Below are 18,788 nucleotides of genomic sequence, written 5' to 3' on the forward strand. Positions count from 1 at the left end.
CTATACCATTAGCATTGAAAGAGATACGAGATAGTATGCAAAGAAAAGCATCATAAAAAAGCTCGTGTCCAAAGGACACGAGCTTTTTAACTCTGTGAAGATACAATACGCTGTATACGATCCAGCGCACCGGGATCTACTTGCTCAATAGCTGCAGATGCCTGTTTTAATGCTTCTTTGTATTCATAATGACGAAATGCTTCTTCTGCTTCTTCTAAAGACTGTGCAATTGAGTGATGAGTACTTCTATAGCGGTTACCGTATTGAATCACTCTTTCAACGAGTCGCGCTTCTTCTAACATTGCCTCTGTTTCATCAAATGTATCCTGAACAAAACCAACAGCATCTTCAAGTAAAGATTGAACAGCTTGAATATTAAGCGGTTTTTCTTTCAGCTTAGCGGTTACTTCATTTAAGATATGAACCGTTTTTTCAAGCTGCACTTTATATTCTTCAGGAACACCAGGAAGGTTGCTTTTTTGAATAAGGCGTCGTGCTTCAATCAACTGAGATTTCAGTTCTTCTATTTTGTCCTTAGCTGAGAGCTCATCTTTGCGAAGAGCTTGTAGCATATCGCTATAGGATTCCTGAGATTCTTTTAATTGGTTAAGCTGTTTGGAAACGTCTTCGAGTTCTTCTTGGATCACACTGTAGGCTAAATTGTGCTCCGCCACCTTGTCCGAAATATTATAGTACAAGTTAGTCAATCGTTTTAGTTCGCGGTCCATTTTATAATATACGTCTAAATCGCGCTCTTTAAAATGATAGCTTTGCTGTACAAATAGCGTTTCTTCACGAAGTTCACGGTTTCGTTCTTGAAGCATACGAAGGAAGTTAGATACCGTATGAGATTCACGGTTCATTTTATGATAGGAGAAAACCTCATGCTCAAGTGAGTCATATAACTGCTCTAAGCGTTCGTTCACATCATCTAGTTTTGTAATCGCTTCTTCCACATATAATTCTTCAATATCTGCAATAATTTCAGCAGTTTCTTGTTTTAAAAGCTCTACCGTTTCTTCTACTTGCAGATGATCTAACACATATCCCTGCTCACTCATTTCGTGGAACCCGTCAAGCAGTTCATTGAACTGAACAGGAAGAGTGGTCTGACACTCAACTAACACTTTTGGAATTTGTTCTAAATACGAATCAATAGCTGTTAAATCAGTTTTTAATTGAAGAACAATCTCACGTGCTTGAAGATAGTTTCCGTTAATCGTCTCTTCCTCGTATTTTTTAAACTGCTCTTTAGACGTATTAATTGCGTATTCTAACGTTTTTTCAGCATTTCCATAGGAATACCGATGTGCGAGCAATTTTTTCTTCACATGGCGGTGAAGCTGATTTAATTCCTCAATATCATATCGATTATCTTGTTCGCTACCAATTAAATTTTGAAGTTCAGTAAGTATGTTTTCAATATCTATCTTGGTTTGTTCTAAGGCTTGATCAATATGTATAGATAACTGCTTCGCTTTTTTAAATCGGTATTTATCCGCTGCTTCTTCCGTTTCAAACAGTTCTTTATCAATTTTCGGGAGATTAGTTGATATAATTTCATCCCACTGCTCACGCCAACGTTCAAATAGCTCTTCAGTTTGACCTGTCATGTTCAATTCTTTTACTTTTGAAATTTCCTCTGCAACTGGCGTATTTGCTAATTCGACTTTGATCGTTTCCAGGCGATCAATTTCTTGATAAATCTTTTTACGTGAAAACATTCCGTACACAACTAATCCGATAATAAGTATGATTAGTGCTATAATGAATTCCATACTAAGCCCCCTTACAGTGCGTTCTACATGACAAGTTTCTTATTTATAAAAAGGGTCAATTTAATCCTTTAAATTTTTTTGCGTCAATGTTTTTATGATACCATGTAAAGTCCAACTTTTGAGCAAAAAATTAAATTTTTTTATACAAAATATTGGCATGGAGTCACTTTGTGTCGTTACAATGGAAAAAGAAGAAAAAAGGAGGCATTTTTTATGAAAGTTGACAAACATATTCATACTCCATTTTGCCCACACGGCTCACCTGATTCATTGCAACAATATGTTGAACAGGCGATTTCCCTGAACTTTTGCGAGATTTCGTTTACAGAGCATGCTCCATTACCAAAAAGCTTCAGTGATCCGACGCCTGATCGCGACAGCGGAATGGATCCTGACAAACTTGATCGCTACATTCAAAACGTACAGCAAGTTAAAAAAGAATTTGAGCCCGATATTCGTATTAATATCGGATTGGAAGTTGACTTTATTGAAGGATTTGAACACGAAACAACAGATTTCTTAAACGAATATGGTCCTTATCTCGATGACAGCATACTTTCTGTCCACTTCTTAAAACATGAAGAAGGATATGATTGCCTAGATTTTAGCGCTGACGTATTTGCACATATTGTACAGAAGTTTGGCAGCGTAAGCAAAGTATATGATAAGTATTACAACACCGTATTACGCTCTGTACAGGCCAATTTAGGCGTTTATAAGCCTAAGCGCATTGGTCATATGACGCTCGTACATAAATTTCAAACTCGCTTTCCATATGAAGACACACTTTCACCTATTATTTTAGCAATACTCGATGAAATAAAAATGAAAGATCTGGCTTTGGATTATAATGGTGCAGGGTTGTTTAAGCCTTTGTGCAAGGAAGCGTATCCAGCTCCCTTTGTCGTAAAAGCAGCCCAACAGAAAAAAATCCCTCTCGTATATGGGTCAGATGCCCACTGTGCGAAGGATTTAGGCCAAGGCTATGGAGAGCTCCATTTAGGATAATTGAACGCGCAGTTTGTTTGTCCGTTCATATGGCAAACATACCGTAGTGTGCACCCATTGCTCAAGCTCAATCGCATATTGCTGAACAAAATACGGTTCGTGAGGCAATATATGAAGAACTTCACTTAGGTACTGAGGATGAAGATAAGGCATAGACAGCATGCCCTTAAGCTCAATGATTGTAAAGGAAACGTGCAGCTTTCGAAATTCCTTTTCTTTCATCCCTCTTTCAAGGATTGTTTTTAAGTAGTACTTTTCCTTGGTTAAATACGTAGTCATAACTTCTCGAATTAAAATCGTGTCAAGAGAGATTTCTCTATATACGAGCCGGGCAATATGCCTATTTTCGTGCTGGTAATGTAAGATAGCTCGAATCATCACGATCATACTTTCTGTTGAAGACAGCTTTTTCATTTCTTGGAATGCTTGCTCCAGTACCGCAATATAACCTTCAAAATAAGAAATCACTAAACTTTCAAGCAATCCTTCTTTGCTATGAAAATAATATGAAATATTCGCTACGTTCACTTTCGCTTTTCCTGCAATCTCGCGCACCGACGTACCATCAAAACCTTTTACGTTAAAAAGAGAAACAGCCGCATCAATAATTTTCTCTTTCGTTTTTGACTGTACAGCCATCTATCTACACCTCATTTCGATTTATTTTTACAAAACACATATGATTGCAAAATTGTGTAGAAATCGTTACAGTATTTAAAAAGGATTTTAGTAGCCTCTCTACATAATTCGTGATAGGCTTTTTAGTTCCTGTAATCTTTTATCGACAAAGTAGCGTTAAAACTGACGTTTCCTGATAAAAACTCATTAAATCTTATGTTGAATGGAGGAGAATACATTGTTTAATGTCGAAAACTACAGCGGCTCAAAACAAAAGGATTATGAATTAGTAATTAAGCAATTACGTGCCTTATTAGAAGGAGAAAGTAATACAATTGCTAATCTAGCAAATGCTTCAGCGTTACTAAATCAATTTTTAAATGAAGTAAACTGGGTAGGCTTTTATTTAATGGAAGACGGCGAGTTAGTACTGGGCCCTTTCCAGGGGCTGCCGGCTTGTGTTCGCATTCCACTTGGAAAAGGCGTATGCGGTACAGCAGCTCAAAATCAAAGAATAGAGCGAATTGAAGATGTTCATGCATTCCCTGGCCACATTGCATGTGATGCCGCTTCTCAATCTGAAATTGTTGTACCAATGGTAAAAGACGGTAAACTTTTAGGTGTTCTTGATATTGACAGTCCAATCAAAAATCGCTTTGATGAAATCGATCAACAGTATCTTGAAGAATTCGTCAAAGAACTCACTTCTTTTCTTTGAATATGAATAAGCAAAAAAACCGCTGCAAATCAGCGGTTTTTGCTTATTAAACAAACGTTTGATTAGCCCATCACCACCGTTTTCTTATGTTCTTTCTTCTCCTTTCATACTTCAAAAGAATATATCCTTTCTTTTACATTCTTTTAATCTTCAATCTTCCTTGACTTTATACGAGGAAACACCTATAATACTCGTTGTGTGAAATATTGCAGCTTATACAATCTTCTTTATGTTTTTTCATTTTGTTCCTCATTAAAAGGTTGTTTTACAGAAGTAGCAATTCTTTTAACAAGATGGTGTATCGTGTAACTCTCTGCTGCTAGAGCGATGGTACATGAAAACAAAATGAGCATATCGCTAGAATGTGTCTGTTTTTGTTTTGCATAAAATAAAAACACAAACAAGGAGGAGTCATCATGGCTCGTTATACAGGTCCAAGTTGGAAAATCTCTCGTCGCTTAGGTCTTTCTCTAAGTGGTACAGGTAAAGAATTAGAAAAACGCCCTTACGCTCCAGGTCCACACGGCCCAGGTCAACGTAAGAAAATTTCTGAGTACGGTTTACAATTACAAGAAAAGCAAAAATTACGCCACATGTATGGTGTAACTGAGCGTCAATTCCGTAACTTATTCGTTGCTGCTGGTAAATTAACTGGTAAGCACGGTGAGAACTTCATGATTCTTTTAGAAGCTCGTCTTGATAACTTAGTATACCGTATGGGTCTTGCACGCACTCGTCGTCAAGCTCGTCAATTAGTTAACCACGGTCACGTTTTAGTTGACGGTAAACGCGTTGACATCCCATCTTACCGTGTACAACCTGGTCAAGTGATCGGTGTTCGCGAAAAATCTCGCAACCTTTCAATCGTGAAAGAAGCGCTTGAAGTTAACAACTTCGTACCAGACTACTTAACAGTAGACGCTGAGAAATTAGAAGGTACATTCACTCGTTTACCAGAGCGTTCTGAATTATCTGCTGAAATCAACGAAGCACTAATCGTAGAGTTCTACTCTCGTTAATAGTAAAAAGCCGTTCCTTATGGAGCGGCTTTTTTGCTATCTATATAAAAAAAAGGCCTTTCGGCCTTTTTTTATGCGTATTGAATAAGCGTATATTTTTTCTTGCCTCGACGAATCACTGTGAATTGACCTTCAATACGGTCTTCTGCACCTACTGTTTTTTGTAAATCTTGTTCACGCTCACCATTTAAGTAAATCGCGCCGTTTGAAATATCTTCACGTGCTTGACGTTTAGAAGGAGAAATTTTACTTTCTACAAGTAAATCAATTAAACCAATATCTTCACCTGTATGCGTGTAAGAAGGAACATCCTTGAATCCTTGCTTAATTTCTTCTGCTGTTAATTCTGAAATACTTCCGCTAAATAAAGCTTGCGAAATACGAATTGCTTGCTCAAGAGCTTCTTCACCGTGTACAAGCGTAGTCATCGCTGCCGCTAGTGCTTTTTGTGCTTCGCGTTTTTCAGGAGCTTCTTTTGCAGAAGCTGCTAATTCATTAATTTCCTCGTGTGATAAGAATGTAAAGTATTTTAAATATTTTATAACATCACGATCATCTGTATTAATCCAGAATTGGTAGAATTCATACGGACTTGTTTTTTCAGGATCTAACCAAATTGCTCCGCCTTCTGTTTTACCGAACTTCGTCCCGTCCGCTTTTGTTACAAGCGGAACTGTTAATCCAAATGCTTTTGCATCTTCTTCTGATTTACGAATTAATTCTAAGCCAGCTGTAATATTTCCCCATTGGTCGCTGCCGCCAATTTGAAGCTTACAGTTATATGTTTGGTATAAATTCAAGAAATCGTATGATTGTAAAATCATGTAGCTAAATTCCGTAAATGAAATGCCTGATTCGATACGAGATTGAACAGAATCCTTTGCCATCATATAGTTAATACCAAAGTTTTTACCGATATCTCGTAGGAATGTAATAACATCTAATGAGCCAATCCAGTCATAGTTATTTGCAATAACTGCTGCATTTTCACCTTCTTCGAAATCTAAGAAGCGTGAAAGCTGACCTTTAATACGCTCACTAAACATGGCAACCGTTTCTTTTTCATTTAATGTACGCTCTGCTTTTTTACCGCTTGGATCTCCAATAAGCCCCGTACCTCCACCAACTAATGCAATTGGTTGGTGGCCAGCTTGTTGAAAGCGACGCAAAATTAAAACAGGAAGCATGTGGCCGATGTGAAGGCTGTCGGCTGTCGGATCGAATCCACAGTACAAACGAACAGACTCTTTACTCAAAAGTTCACTTAAACCTTTTTCATCCGTTTGTTGGTTAATGAGCCCTCGAAACTCAAGATCTTGTAAAATATCCATGTTATATATTCTCTCCTTTATCTAATTGCTCGTTACAATTTGTTGAACAACATAAAAAACGCCCCTTCTTAAAAAAGAAGGGACGAAAATATCGCGGTACCACCCTATTTGGAAATAAATTATTTCCCACTTAAATGATGTAACGGTCTACCCGTCTTTTGCTACTGTAAGTTCACAAAAGATGCTCAAGGACGTATTTCATATTTGTCTATGTACTGATTTTCAGCAACCATCAGCTCTCTTAAACAGGGAGACAAGTATTACTTCTTCCTATCACTGCAGTTTATTTTATTTAAAAGTTTACACCCCACAATTATGAATGATTTTATTTTAAAATTCAAGTCCAAAAAAAAGTTCAAACAGCTGGCTGTTTGAACTTTATAAAAATCACTTATTTTCCCTACAAAGATTGAAACATTTACTCCTTAGTCTTCCATCGTTGACAAATCGCCCGTTGGCAAATCTAATTCCCACGCTTTTAAAACGCGACGCATAATTTTACCACTTCGTGTTTTAGGTAGCTTATCTTTAAACTCGATTTCACGCGGGGCTGCATGAGCAGCTAACCCTTTTTTCACAAATTGACGAATATCTTCAATCAGTTCATCTGAAGATTCATACCCATCTCTAAGTGCGATAAATGCTTTAATAATTTCCCCGCGCACAGGGTCAGGCTTACCAATAACACCCGCTTCTGCTACAGCAGGATGTTCAACAAGCTTACTTTCTACTTCAAATGGACCCACGCGTTCTCCTGCCGTCATAATAACATCATCGATTCGGCCTTGGAACCAAAAATAACCTTCTTCATCCATATACGCCGAATCACCTGATACGTACCAATCACCTGGCATAAAATATGACTCATACTTTTCTTTGTTGTTCCAAATCGTATGCATCATAGATGGCCAGCCTTTTTTAATTGCTAAGTTCCCCATTCGATAAGGTGGAAGCTCTTGCCCTTGATCGTCAACGATTGCTGCTTGTACGCCTGGAATTGGTTTCCCCATAGATCCTGGCTTAATTTTCATGGACGGATAATTACAAATCGTCTGACCGCCAGTTTCAGTCATCCACCACGTATCATGAATACGTTTTTGGAACACCTTCATTCCCCAGCGTACCACTTCAGGATTTAACGGTTCTCCCACACTTAATACATGTCTGAGATTGCTTAAATCATAGCGTTTAACTAAGTCATCACCAGCACCCATTAGCATACGAAAAGCTGTAGGTGCACTGTACCAAACCGTTACGCCAAAATCTTCAAGTGCTTGATACCATGCATCTGGACTAAAGCGTCCTCCTACAATCACATTGGTTGCTCCAGCAAGCCAAGGACCAAAAATTCCATAGGAAGTCCCCGTTACCCAACCGGGATCTGCTGTACACCAATACACATCGTCATCTTTTAAGTCGAGTACCCACTTTGCAGTTTGATAGTGCTGAAGCATTGCGTTGTGAACATGAAGTACGCCTTTTGGTTTGCCAGTTGAACCTGATGTATAATGAAGCAGCATACCATCTGTTCTATCTACCCACTCAATTTCCACCTCTTTATTCGCCGCTTCTAATCGCTTTAGAAAATCTAGTTGAATGCCTTCTTCTTCTACATTTCCCCCTACAAGGAGAATGTGTTTTAAAGCTGGCAAATCTTTCACCGGAACGCGGCTCAGCAGTTCAGGCGTTGTAATTAACACTTTTGCATCACTGTCTTGCAAACGATCTTTTACTGCACCTTCCATGAACGCTTCAAATAAAGGCCCAACAATAGCGCCAAGCTTCACCGCTCCTAACAATGCAAAATAAAGTTCCGGAGAGCGAGGCATAAAAATAAACACGCGATCTCCCTTCTCTACGTCTGCTTGTTTTAGCACGTTTGCGGCTTTGTTTGACCATTCTTTCATTTCTTTGAATGTATATTTTTCATTGCGCTGCGCATCTCGATAATAAAGCGCAACTTTATTTTTACGCGTAGAGTTTGCGTGCTTATCAATTGCTTCATAAGCTGCATTTAATTTACCTGTTTCATGCCATGAAAATTCCTTCTCCACTTGTGACCAGTCAAAGGTTTGATACGTTTTATCGTAGTCCTGTAAGTTGTATACCCCTTCAATTACAGGAAGCGCTTCCACCTTCATCACAAACTCCCCCTTATGTATAAAATTTACAAACCTATTATATAACAAAAATAGACTTTTCACAATTTTATAAAAATTATTTGTCGGAATTGGGATAATAGTCTCCCTTGTTATATGACAACCTTGTTTATATAAGTGTCGAATTAACAAGAATCTCTTTTAATTTTCTATTCTATGTTTTTAAAAAAACTCCTTTTCTTTTATTTAATTTTTTGAAAACGCTTTAATACAGAGTTTTTTTTATATTATAATACAGATAAGACTGCTTGAAGGTGGTGATTCATGTGAAACATTCCCAAACATACAATATGAAAGAACTAAAAACAGCTGTTGGAGCAATTGTTATTGAAGGACCTGTCTCCTCACAGACCTTGCAACAACTTGATTTTCATGAGCAACTAACGGCCTTTCGTCCACCTGAACAGCAAAAAGAAGCATTGATCGAGATTGCCAACTTGCCTGAAGGTAGAATCATTATTGCTCGCCATCATCATACAATCATTGGTTACGTAACCTTTTTATATCCCGATCCTCTAGAACGATGGTCGGAAGGAAATATGGAGAATTTAATCGAATTAGGAGCTATAGAGGTAGCTGCTCCATTTCGCAGCTACGCTGTTGGTAAAAACTTGCTTATCGTATCTATGATGGATGATGCAATGGAAGATTATATTGTCATTACGACAGAATATTACTGGCATTGGGATTTAAAAGGAACAGGGCTAAATGTGTGGGATTACCGCAAAATTATGGAGAAAATGATGAATAAAGGCGGACTTACGTGGTTTGCCACAGATGATCCGGAAATCAGCTCCCACCCTGCTAATTGTTTGATGGTAAGAATTGGGAGAAGAGTACCTCAAGAAAGCATGCAAGAATTTGATAGCCTGCGCTTTCGAAATCGCTTTATGTATTAAGCTGACCTTTAAGAAAAGGAGCCGTGTCTGATGATTGTTGAAGAAATGATGAAAACCGATCTCGTTACCTTAACCCCCGACCATACGATTGCTGAAGCTATGAAACTTTTAGATACACATAAGATTAGACATATTCCTATCGTTAATGACCTTCATCACGTAGTTGGCATCATTTCTGATCGAGACGTAAGAGATGCAAGTCCATCTATTTTAGATAATACTTATACGTCTGCTCTTCTATCCGAGCCCGTGCGGATGATTATGCAAACAGAAGTCATTACAGCTCACCCTCTTGATTTTGTTGAAGAAATTGCAAGTATTTTTTATGAACATCAAATCGGTTGTATTCCCGTCACAAAAAACAAGCGGTTAGTAGGAGTTGTTACCGAGAGAGATCTATTACATACGTTTATTCAGCTTACCGGTACCAATAAACCAGGTTCACAAATTGAAATAAAAGTAGAAAACAAGGCTGGCGTGCTCGCTGAAGTTACATCCCTTTTTGGTTCAACGAGAACAAACATCTTAAGCGTACTTGTCTACCCTGATGTAGATGAACGATATAAAATCCTTGTGCTTCGCATTCAAGCTATTAATCCATTAATTAGTATAAATACATTAAAAGAAAACGGCTATGAGGTGTTGTGGCCTAAATTACCGGAGATGACGTAATGACTAGTAATGCTGTATTTATTTATTCAGATGATATTCTTTCGTACAAATTCAGCAATAATCATCCGTTTAACCAGCTTCGTGTTCAACTAACATATGAACTGTTACGGGAATTTGGCGCTTTAGGCAATCAAGATATTGTATTACCGCGGATGGCATCTGATGAAGAACTTCAGCTTGTCCATGATACTAGCTATATTCAAGCGGTAAAATTAGCAGGAAGCGGCGAGCTTTCTGTTGAAAAAGCAGCAGATTTTGGTCTTGGAACAGAAGATACACCTATGTTTCCCAACATGCATGAAGCCAGTGCATTTTTAGTTGGAGGTACACTTACTGCTGTAGATTATGTGATGACTGGAAAAGCTAAGCATGCTCTAAATTTAGGAGGAGGATTGCACCACGGCTTTCGAGGAAAAGCTTCCGGCTTCTGTATTTATAACGATAGCGCGGTAGCCATCAAATATATGCAGCAAAAGTACAACGCGCGCGTTCTCTATGTCGATACAGATGCTCACCATGGTGACGGCGTTCAATGGATATTTTATGACGACCCTTCCGTTTGTACTCTTTCCATTCATGAAACGGGACGCTACTTGTTTCCAGGTACGGGAAACGTTAACGAACGCGGGCACAGTGAAGGCTATGGTTATTCATTTAATGTGCCTGTTGATGCTTATACCGAAGATGAGTCTTGGCTCGACGTTTATAAGACCTCTTTAAAAGAAGTAGCTGCTTTTTTTAAACCAGATGTTATCTTGACACAAAATGGAGCCGATTCTCATTATTACGATCCGCTCACTCATTTATGCGGCACCACGAAAATATACCGTGAGATTCCTAAAATTGCTCATGAAATTGCCCATGAATACTGTCAGGGAAGATGGATTGCGGTTGGCGGAGGAGGTTATGATATTTGGCGGGTTGTTCCTCGGGCTTGGTCATTCATTTGGCTTGAAATGATTGAACGAAAGGCAGAAGGCATGCTTCCTCTGTCATGGCTTGAAAAATGGACAAAAGTATCGCCCCACCCCGTTTGCACGCAGTGGGATGATGAACCTAATATCTATCAGCCAATTCCAAGAAAACCAGAAATAACAGAAAAAAACGCTCAAACTCTTGAGCGCGCTCTTTATCCTATTCGTTCTCATACATCTCATTCTTAAAAAAAGGCTATACAAGCGTATGGCCTTTTTCACTGTGCTTCGGGATCTGAAATAATAATTTCGACGCGTCTATTTTTTTGTAGATTGTCATTAGACGTGTTCGGAACAAGCGGCTTTGTATCTCCATATCCAAGTGCTTCAAAGCGGTTAGCAGAAAGAGAAAAATGGTTCGTTAAATAACGTATGACGCCGCTAGCACGCGCTGCCGATAGTTCCCAATTAGATGGATAACGATAGGTGTGAATGGGTCGATTGTCGGTATGACCTTCTACTTTAATATCATTTGGAATAGTACTGAATAACCTTCCTAATTCATCTAGAAAAGGAGTACCTTTTTTCAAAATGTCCGCTTGTCCTGTTTCAAACAGCACCTGTTCTTGTAAAATAAGCACAACTCCGCGTTTATCTCGCTTAGCAGTAATGACATTCTGAAGCTTATTTTCCTTCAGGTAGCCCTGCACTTTCGCTAAAATGTTATCCAGCTTTTGAGACTGCTGGCTCTTTTCTACAGAAGCTAATGAGCCACCGCTTGTAAGCGAATTGACAACGGTCTGAAACTTTTGATTATCAACGCTAGACATTGAAAATAGTAAAATAAAAAAAACTAATATTAACGTCACCAAATCAGCAAATGTTACCATCCATTTTGGCGACTGTGCCGAATACCTTTTTCTTCTACGCTTCACGAACGTGTTCTCTCTTTTCTTCCAGCTTTCGTTTTTCAACAGGGGCAAATACTTTTAGCTTTGCTTGCACAAAGCGAGAATTTTGACCCGCCAGCAAGCCGATGACACCTTCAATAATCACTTCTTTAACAAAAAGCTCATGCTCCGTTTTACCAGCTAATTTAGCTGCGATTGGCTGAAAAAACAAGTTTGAAAGCAGCGCCCCGTAGAAAGTCGTTAAAAGAGCAATTGCCATGTTAGGCCCAAGCGACGAAGGAGTATTAAGGCTTTTAAGCATTAGCACTAGCCCAACGAGCGTCCCAATCATTCCCCAAGCGGGGGCATAATCGCCTGCTTTTTCAAACATACTTCGACCTCTCGCATGTCTTTCTTCCACTGCAGCTATTTCAGCTTCAAGCAGCTCTCGAATCATTTCTGGTTCTACTCCATCAATGGCTAGCAAAATACCTTTTTTCACAAATGAATCATCGATTTGTTCAAGTTCTGCTTCTAACGATAGAAGCCCTTCTCGACGCGCTTTCTCCGATAAATGTACAAATGTTCCTACAATTTCTTCTACGTTTATTTCTTTCGATTGAAACGCTTGTTTCCCTACTCTTCCCATATTTTTTAATTGTTTTAAAGGAAAGCTCACGCACAGCGTACCAAAAACGCCTCCCAGTACAATTAAAATCGATGGTACATCAATAAAAGCTAAAAAACCGCTCATTCCCCCACTTGAAATAACCCCAAACACAACCATAGAGATACCAATTAGTATCCCTATAGGTGTGAGCATATCAATTTTTTTCATATTCTATCTCCCCGTGTCTGAACTTGGATTCGTTCTTATTCATTCACAGGTATTATTTTGTTGATTGTCTGAACTCGATGCGGTGAGGAAGCTGTACAATGCTGCTGTCTACCGTTTCTTTGTTCATGTATTTTGTTAAGAGACGCATCGCTACTGCACCAATATCATACATTGGCTGTACAACAGATGTTAACTGAGGACGAACCATTGTTGAAAGTCTTGTGTTATCAAAACCGATAACTTCTAGATCGTTTGGTACATTCAACCCGCGGTCTTGTGCCCCGTGAATAACGCCTAATGCCATTTCATCCGTTCCAACGAAAATAGCAGTTGGTTTTTCATCTTCTTCTAATAGTTTTTCAACCGCTTCAATACCTGAATCGTACGTGTAGTCTCCTTCTACAATATAAGAATCACCTACAGGCAATCCGCTTTCCGTAAGAGCACGCTTGTACCCTTTTACTTTTTTCGCATGATTGATCGGTTCTTCTAACGTACCTGAAACGAATGCAATATTTTTATGACCGCTGTCAATTAGTGATTGCACTGCATCAAAAGCTGCTTGTTCATAATCAATAGTTACAGATGGGATTTGGTTAGTTGATTCGATTGATGCTGCAAGGACAACTGGAACCGGTGATTTTTTTAGCTCTTCTACGTGTTCTTCCGTTACATTCCCACTCATGAAGATGATTCCATCTACTTGTTTACCAAGCATGTTATTTAAAAGGTGAAGTTCTTTATCTTGATTTTGATCGGAGTTACTTAAGATGATATTATATTTGTACATTGTTGCAATATCTTCGATTCCGCGCGCTAACTCTGCATAGAAAATATTTGAAATATCAGGAATGATAACTCCTACTGTCGTTGTTTTTTTACTTGCTAATCCACGCGCTACTGCGTTCGGACGATAGCCTAGTCTTTCAATTGTTTCTAATACTTTTTTTCTAGTTGATGGTTTTACATTTGGATTTCCGTTTACCACACGAGAAACCGTTGCCATCGACACGCTTGCTTCCCTTGCTACATCATAAATTGTTACGTTCACAACAAACACTCCTTATCGAAAAACATTTCGTTTATTTTATCCTTATTTCATTTCTTGTATTTACGTATATAAATCCATCTTCCTTTATAGAATGGCTATTTCTAGCTCCTTCACTCTTACATACAGCTTAGATACCCTGTATGCATCTAAATCATTCCTGTTATGCCCTTATTATTACGTGGCAAAGACAATTTTACCAGTTTATATGTAACAATGTAAAAGACGGTGTATATTAAGTAAATAAAAAAAGTGAATCGCGAATTTATATCATATGCAATCACAGAATGATAGCGAATATCTGTAACTACTATACGATACTATGTGCTTCATCGCAACGTATTTACCGCCTTTTTCCGACAAGTTTCACGAGAATTTCATAAATTCTTGTTTTTTGGATTTGCACTTATTCTTTCCTATTTTGACAAAAGTTATCGACTGTTTTCAAAATACGTAATAATTTCGCTTATCTTTATTATAACGAAAGGCAAACAAGCTTGAAACCATTAAGTGCCTCAAACTTGTCATAAAAGTATACGAATTTTTCATTTTTACGTTTTTTTATAAATTTAAGTTACATATAGGTTTTAGCTGCTTCATAAATTCTGTAAATTGCGGGATATCCATTTGCTGAGCTGAATCAGAAAGTGCTACCGCAGGATCTGGATGAACTTCTGCCATAATTCCATCTGCACCGATGGCAAGAGCTGCTTTAGCCGTTGGAACAAGTAAATCTCGTCTTCCCGTTGAATGGGTGACGTCGACTAAAACAGGTAAATGAGTTTCTTGTTTTAAAATGGGAACAGCTGAAATATCTAGCGTATTTCGCGTTGCTCGCTCATACGTACGAATTCCTCGTTCACACAAAATCAGCTGATCATTTCCTTTTGACACAATGTATTCAGCAGCATTAATAAACTCATCAATCGTAGCGGCTAAGCCTCGCTTTAATAAGACAGGCTTCTTCATCGCACCCGCTTCTTTTAACAGCTCAAAGTTTTGCATATTACGAGCACCAATCTGAATCACATCTACGTATTCTACAGCTGTTTCAATATCAGCAGGGTCGACAATCTCACTAATAACGGCTAAATCGTATTCGTCAGCTACTCTTTTTAAAATTTGCAATCCTTCTAAGCCAAGGCCTTGAAAATCATAAGGAGATGTTCTTGGCTTGTAGGCTCCGCCTCTAAGCATCCGCACACCCTGCTGCTTCACGACTTTTGCTACGGCTGCTACTTGCTCATAGCTTTCAACGGAACAAGGTCCTGCTACAAAACGCTGAAGTCCGTCACCAATTGTTTCTCCTTTTACCGTAACAATTGTATTTTCCGGCTTCTTTTTACGGGATACAAGAAGTGCTTTACGATGATCATCTTCTTGAAGCTCTAAATGAGCTTTGAAAATTTCTTTGAAAATATGTTGAAGCGTAGACGTTTGGAACGGTCCTTCATTCTTGCTTAAAATCGCATCAAGCATTGCTCGTTCACGAACGGGATCAAACCGTTTGGTTGACTGCATGCCTTTTAACTTTCCTATTTCTTGAACAAGCTCGCCTCGCTCATTAATAAGCTTTAACAGTTTCATATTTACTTCGTCAATTTGAGATCGCAAATGCTGAAGATTTGAATTCGTCATGTACGTCCACCCTTTCACTGATTTTAAAAAATCCGTTTAGCAGGGTTACTACATAAGATGATAGATGATGGAGGATATATGTAAGGGGCTTCTCTGCTTTTATGTGCTAAACTACATCTATTGTACGAAAAAGCGGATGAAACCGCAATCAGCTTATAAAAAAAAGAGGTTGAGGCATAGCTAAATCGCTCCAATCTAAAGGCGAAAAAATGGAATAAACAATCTATTATGGATTGCTTGTCATACAGTAAACCTACGTTCACCCTTTCAATGAAAAAATCCGAACGATTAATGTTCGGATTTTTCTTTTACTAAAATACTTTTTCGGTTAGTGAGCTACGTTTTTCGCTAATTCGTCTTCATTAATGTTCCAGTGAGAAGCATGCCACTTCACTTTTCCATCTTCAAACAGAAGCGCTTGAGGTGATTCATGCTTCACTTCATAGGTCTCAGCGATATAGTTAGATACATCACGTGAATCTTGAACATGAAGATAATAAGAAGGAATGTCTTCATGACTAGAAGCAAATGCTGAAAATGCCTCATGACCAGCTGCACTAATTGGACACGTTGTACTGTGTTTTAAAAATAAAAAGCGATTGTTTTCCTTTACAACTTGTTCGAACTCTTCAACTGTTGAAATTTTTTTCATTTTTTTCACCCTTTCTATACTTACTCTTAAGTTTACATGGTTTGAGCGTTTCCATACAAAAAGAGTGCTCAGCTTTATGTATGATGCTCATAAATTCATTTATAAGGTGGGGGTTTTTTCTGCAATGAAACGATTATTTACTTGTTGTTATCCAACCTAAATTACATACAAAAAAAGCGTTCACCCTATACGGTAAACGCTTTTGATTCTTTATTATGGCCGTGGCACTGTGCTTTCCACTTCATCTAGTGCTTTTTGAGCTTCTGTTAGCTTTTGCTGAACGTCTTCGTTGCTTTGAGACTCAACTTCATCAGCAAGCACTTCTAAGCTTGTTGGCGGTAATGCTTCGTGTTCAGGATCTACTTTACGGAAGTTTTTCACCTTGTCCACTACTTGTGAAGATTGCTCAGACAGTGTTTGTGATAAACCAGCTGTTTTTTCTTTAGCCGTTTGAGCAAACCCTTGTCCTTTTTCAACAGCGCTGTTTTTCGCTTGCTCTGTTTTTAAACGAACGTAAGCTGCCTGCTCATTTAAATCAGAACGGAACTCTTTACCTGATTTTGGAGCAAGTAGTAATGCCGTTGCAGCTCCTACAACTCCTCCAATCACTGTTCCTACTAAAAAGCCTTTATTTGAAGTGTTGTTTGGTTTATTTGGTTTGTTTGACATATGCGTCTCCTCCTTTAAAGTTCATCCTTATGAAAATGAGCGTGAGCGTTGAACCGCTTTTTCTTTTACTTCAACAGGTACAGGCTCTGCTTCAACTTTTTTCTGTTTTCTTAATTTTATACGTTCCCATACGTCTAATGCAACATTGCTCCATTGAACAACTTGAGCAACAGTTTCTTTATTTTCTTCTACTTTCTCTGAAACGCTTGATGATACGCTTTTAATAGACTTATTTAGGTCTTGGATTGAGTCACCTACGCCTTTAACAGAATCCACCACTGTGTTCAGCGCTTCGGATTTACGCTGAATATCTTCAGCTAACAGATTAGTCTTATGTAAAAGTGCAGTTGTTTCAGCTGTGATTCCTGTCATTTGCTTTTCTACACCGTCTAAAGTACCTGCCACTGAATTTAATGTGTGCTGAACGGATTTCAATGTTTTGGACACGGAAACCACCAGGTAAAAAATCGCAATGGCAACAATAGCAGCGCTTAAATAAAGAATAATAACCATCTGTGCAAGGCACCTCCTATTTTCTTCTCTCTTGTTATAACTACTTTCCCAATTTTATAAACAATTAAACCTTCTATTCCCTATAGACTCTTTAACTTTACCATATCCTCTCTGCTTTTATTCAGAAAAAGGGAAGATTGTACATTATTTCGCGATATATGAGTTATTTCCCTTCCTAAAGAAAAAAAGGATTTTAAAGCATAAAAACAAACAAAATAAGCTCAGTGGGGTACAATAGAAAGTGAATCACCAATCATTGCTATTTTAAGGAGGCACTATTTATGAAAGACCCTAGAATTGCGACATTAGCTAAAAATTTAATTAATTATTCTGTTCGCCTTCAAAAAGGAGAAAAAGTATTAATCGAAAACTTTGGACTTCAGCGCGAACTTGTGACAGCACTTGTAGATGAAGCGTACAAGGCGGGTGGTTATCCATTTGTACTGCTAAAAGATCATTCGGTAGACCGCGCTCTTTTAAACGGTGCACAAGAAGAGCAGTTCAATATGATGGCAGACTTCGAAGCAAATGTGATGAAAGAAATGAATGCTTATATTGGCTTGCGTTCTGGTTCAAACATTTTTGAACAATCAGATGTTCCGGCAGATAAAATGAAAATCCAAGGGAATACGATCGGTAAAAAAGTACATAGAGAAATTCGCGTTCCAAAAACAAAATGGGTTGTTCTTCGCTATCCAAACGATTCAATGGCGCAGCTTGCTAAAATGAGTACAGAAGCATTTGAAGATTTTTATTTTGATGTATGTAACTTAGACTATGGCAAAATGAGCAAAGCGATGGATGCTTTGGTTGAGCTCATGAACCGTACGGACAAAGTGCGTTTAACAGGTGAGAATACAGACTTAACGTTCTCTATTAAAGATATTCCTGCAGTGAAGTGTGCCGGGGAAATGAATATTCCGGACGGTGAAGTATACACGGCTCCTGTACGTGATTCTGTAAACGGAACAATTTCTTACAACACTCCTTCTAACTATCAAGGCTTTACGTTTGAGAATGTATCCTTAACATTTAAAAACGGTAAGATTGTTGAAGCAACCGCTAATGATACAGAACGCATCAACGGCATTTTTGATACGGATGAAGGCGCACGTTTTGTTGGCGAATTTGCGATTGGCGTAAATCCATATATTCAACATCCAATGCAAGACATCTTATTTGATGAAAAAATTGACGGAAGTTTCCACTTCACTCCTGGCGAGTGCTACGAAGATGCGTATAATGGAAACAAATCAAATATTCACTGGGATATGGTGATGATTCAGCGCCCAGAATACGGCGGCGGTGAGATTTATTTCGATGACGTGTTAATTCGTAAAGACGGGTTATTTGTTATTGAAGAATTAAAAGCGTTAAATCCTGAAAATTTAAAATGAGTTTTGAAATAAAAAAGGCACTCTCCT

Annotated in this window: 18 protein-coding genes and 1 other annotated feature; of the genes, 7 read left to right on the top strand and 11 right to left on the bottom strand. The window is 38.3% G+C overall.

Translation table 11 applies throughout. The features are described from left to right. Positions 1 to 86: 86 nt before the first annotated feature. Positions 87 to 1,778, bottom strand: coding sequence for a septation ring formation regulator EzrA (gene ezrA, locus OK414_RS25120; RefSeq protein WP_016765733.1), 1,692 nt, complete (start codon positions 1,776 to 1,778; stop codon positions 87 to 89). A gap of 213 nt (positions 1,779 to 1,991) precedes the next feature. Here ezrA and hisJ point away from each other — a divergent pair, with 213 nt between their 5' ends. After that, positions 1,992 to 2,786: a histidinol-phosphatase HisJ gene (hisJ, locus tag OK414_RS25125; protein WP_013085218.1), complete on the top strand. Its 795-nt coding sequence runs from the start codon at positions 1,992 to 1,994 to the stop codon at positions 2,784 to 2,786. Here hisJ and refZ read toward each other — a convergent pair. After that, positions 2,778 to 3,425, bottom strand: coding sequence for a forespore capture DNA-binding protein RefZ (gene refZ / locus OK414_RS25130; protein ID WP_013085219.1), 648 nt, complete (start codon positions 3,423 to 3,425; stop codon positions 2,778 to 2,780). The two genes, hisJ and refZ, sit on opposite strands and share 9 nt — an antisense overlap. A gap of 217 nt (positions 3,426 to 3,642) precedes the next feature. Between refZ and OK414_RS25135 the strand changes: the two genes are divergently transcribed. Beyond that, a complete protein-coding gene (locus tag OK414_RS25135; RefSeq protein WP_095378903.1) occupies positions 3,643 to 4,122 on the top strand; it encodes a GAF domain-containing protein in 480 nt (159 codons plus the stop codon). A gap of 416 nt (positions 4,123 to 4,538) precedes the next feature. After that, positions 4,539 to 5,141, top strand: coding sequence for a 30S ribosomal protein S4 (rpsD, locus tag OK414_RS25140; RefSeq protein ID WP_013059485.1), 603 nt, complete (start codon positions 4,539 to 4,541; stop codon positions 5,139 to 5,141). Between the two features lie 71 nt (positions 5,142 to 5,212). On the opposite strand, the gene tyrS is transcribed toward rpsD, so the two are convergent. Both tyrS and acsA read right to left on the bottom strand, forming a co-directional pair. Further along, the gene (tyrS, locus tag OK414_RS25145; protein ID WP_013085222.1) at positions 5,213 to 6,472 is read right to left on the bottom strand and encodes a tyrosine--tRNA ligase; all 1,260 of its coding nucleotides are present in this window, start codon (positions 6,470 to 6,472) and stop codon (positions 5,213 to 5,215) included. A 75-nt stretch (positions 6,473 to 6,547) separates the two neighbouring features. Further along, positions 6,548 to 6,758: a binding site (T-box leader), on the bottom strand. Between the two features lie 139 nt (positions 6,759 to 6,897). Then, entirely contained in the window at positions 6,898 to 8,613 is a 1,716-nt protein-coding gene (gene acsA, locus OK414_RS25150; protein WP_034648635.1) for an acetate--CoA ligase, read from the bottom strand. 284 nt (positions 8,614 to 8,897) lie between these two features. Here acsA and OK414_RS25155 point away from each other — a divergent pair, with 284 nt between their 5' ends. The 3 genes from OK414_RS25155 to OK414_RS25165 are packed head-to-tail and all read left to right on the top strand — an operon-like array spanning position 8,898 to position 11,365. Continuing rightward, positions 8,898 to 9,530 carry a hypothetical protein gene (locus OK414_RS25155; RefSeq protein WP_016765738.1) on the top strand — a complete coding sequence of 211 codons (633 nt, stop codon included), beginning with the start codon at positions 8,898 to 8,900 and terminating at the stop codon, positions 9,528 to 9,530. A 30-nt stretch (positions 9,531 to 9,560) separates the two neighbouring features. Beyond that, on the top strand, positions 9,561 to 10,202 hold the full coding sequence (locus tag OK414_RS25160) for an acetoin utilization AcuB family protein (RefSeq protein ID WP_016765739.1): 642 nt from the start codon (positions 9,561 to 9,563) through the stop codon (positions 10,200 to 10,202). Continuing rightward, positions 10,202 to 11,365: an acetoin utilization protein AcuC gene (locus OK414_RS25165; RefSeq protein ID WP_263045133.1), complete on the top strand. Its 1,164-nt coding sequence runs from the start codon at positions 10,202 to 10,204 to the stop codon at positions 11,363 to 11,365. Before OK414_RS25160 ends, OK414_RS25165 begins: the two co-directional genes overlap by 1 nt. 29 nt (positions 11,366 to 11,394) lie before the next feature. On the opposite strand, the gene motS is transcribed toward OK414_RS25165, so the two are convergent. The 7 genes from motS to OK414_RS25200 form a co-directional block, all read right to left on the bottom strand. Continuing rightward, a complete protein-coding gene (motS, locus tag OK414_RS25170) occupies positions 11,395 to 12,051 on the bottom strand; it encodes a flagellar motor protein MotS (protein ID WP_016765741.1) in 657 nt (218 codons plus the stop codon). Further along, positions 12,041 to 12,844: a flagellar motor protein MotP gene (gene motP, locus OK414_RS25175; RefSeq protein WP_016765742.1), complete on the bottom strand. Its 804-nt coding sequence runs from the start codon at positions 12,842 to 12,844 to the stop codon at positions 12,041 to 12,043. The genes motS and motP overlap by 11 nt, the downstream gene beginning before the upstream one ends. A 52-nt stretch (positions 12,845 to 12,896) precedes the next feature. Continuing rightward, a complete protein-coding gene (gene ccpA / locus OK414_RS25180) occupies positions 12,897 to 13,895 on the bottom strand; it encodes a catabolite control protein A (RefSeq protein WP_263045134.1) in 999 nt (332 codons plus the stop codon). Between the two features lie 558 nt (positions 13,896 to 14,453). Continuing rightward, positions 14,454 to 15,530: a bifunctional 3-deoxy-7-phosphoheptulonate synthase/chorismate mutase gene (locus OK414_RS25185; RefSeq protein ID WP_016765743.1), complete on the bottom strand. Its 1,077-nt coding sequence runs from the start codon at positions 15,528 to 15,530 to the stop codon at positions 14,454 to 14,456. A 328-nt stretch (positions 15,531 to 15,858) separates the two neighbouring features. Beyond that, entirely contained in the window at positions 15,859 to 16,182 is a 324-nt protein-coding gene (ytxJ, locus tag OK414_RS25190; protein ID WP_013059495.1) for a bacillithiol system redox-active protein YtxJ, read from the bottom strand. A 213-nt stretch (positions 16,183 to 16,395) separates the two neighbouring features. After that, entirely contained in the window at positions 16,396 to 16,851 is a 456-nt protein-coding gene (locus OK414_RS25195) for a YtxH domain-containing protein (RefSeq protein ID WP_013059496.1), read from the bottom strand. Positions 16,852 to 16,878: 27 nt separating this feature from the next. Next, a complete protein-coding gene (locus tag OK414_RS25200; RefSeq protein WP_013085231.1) occupies positions 16,879 to 17,364 on the bottom strand; it encodes a DUF948 domain-containing protein in 486 nt (161 codons plus the stop codon). 281 nt (positions 17,365 to 17,645) lie between these two features. Between OK414_RS25200 and OK414_RS25205 the strand changes: the two genes are divergently transcribed. Continuing rightward, positions 17,646 to 18,761 (top strand): aminopeptidase, encoded by a 1,116-nt coding sequence (locus OK414_RS25205; protein ID WP_013085232.1) that lies wholly within the window; start codon positions 17,646 to 17,648, stop codon positions 18,759 to 18,761. Positions 18,762 to 18,788: the final 27 nt, after the last annotated feature.

Source organism: Priestia sp. JV24 (assembly GCF_025910025.1).
GTDB classification, from domain to species: Bacteria; Bacillota; Bacilli; order Bacillales; family Bacillaceae_H; genus Priestia; species Priestia megaterium.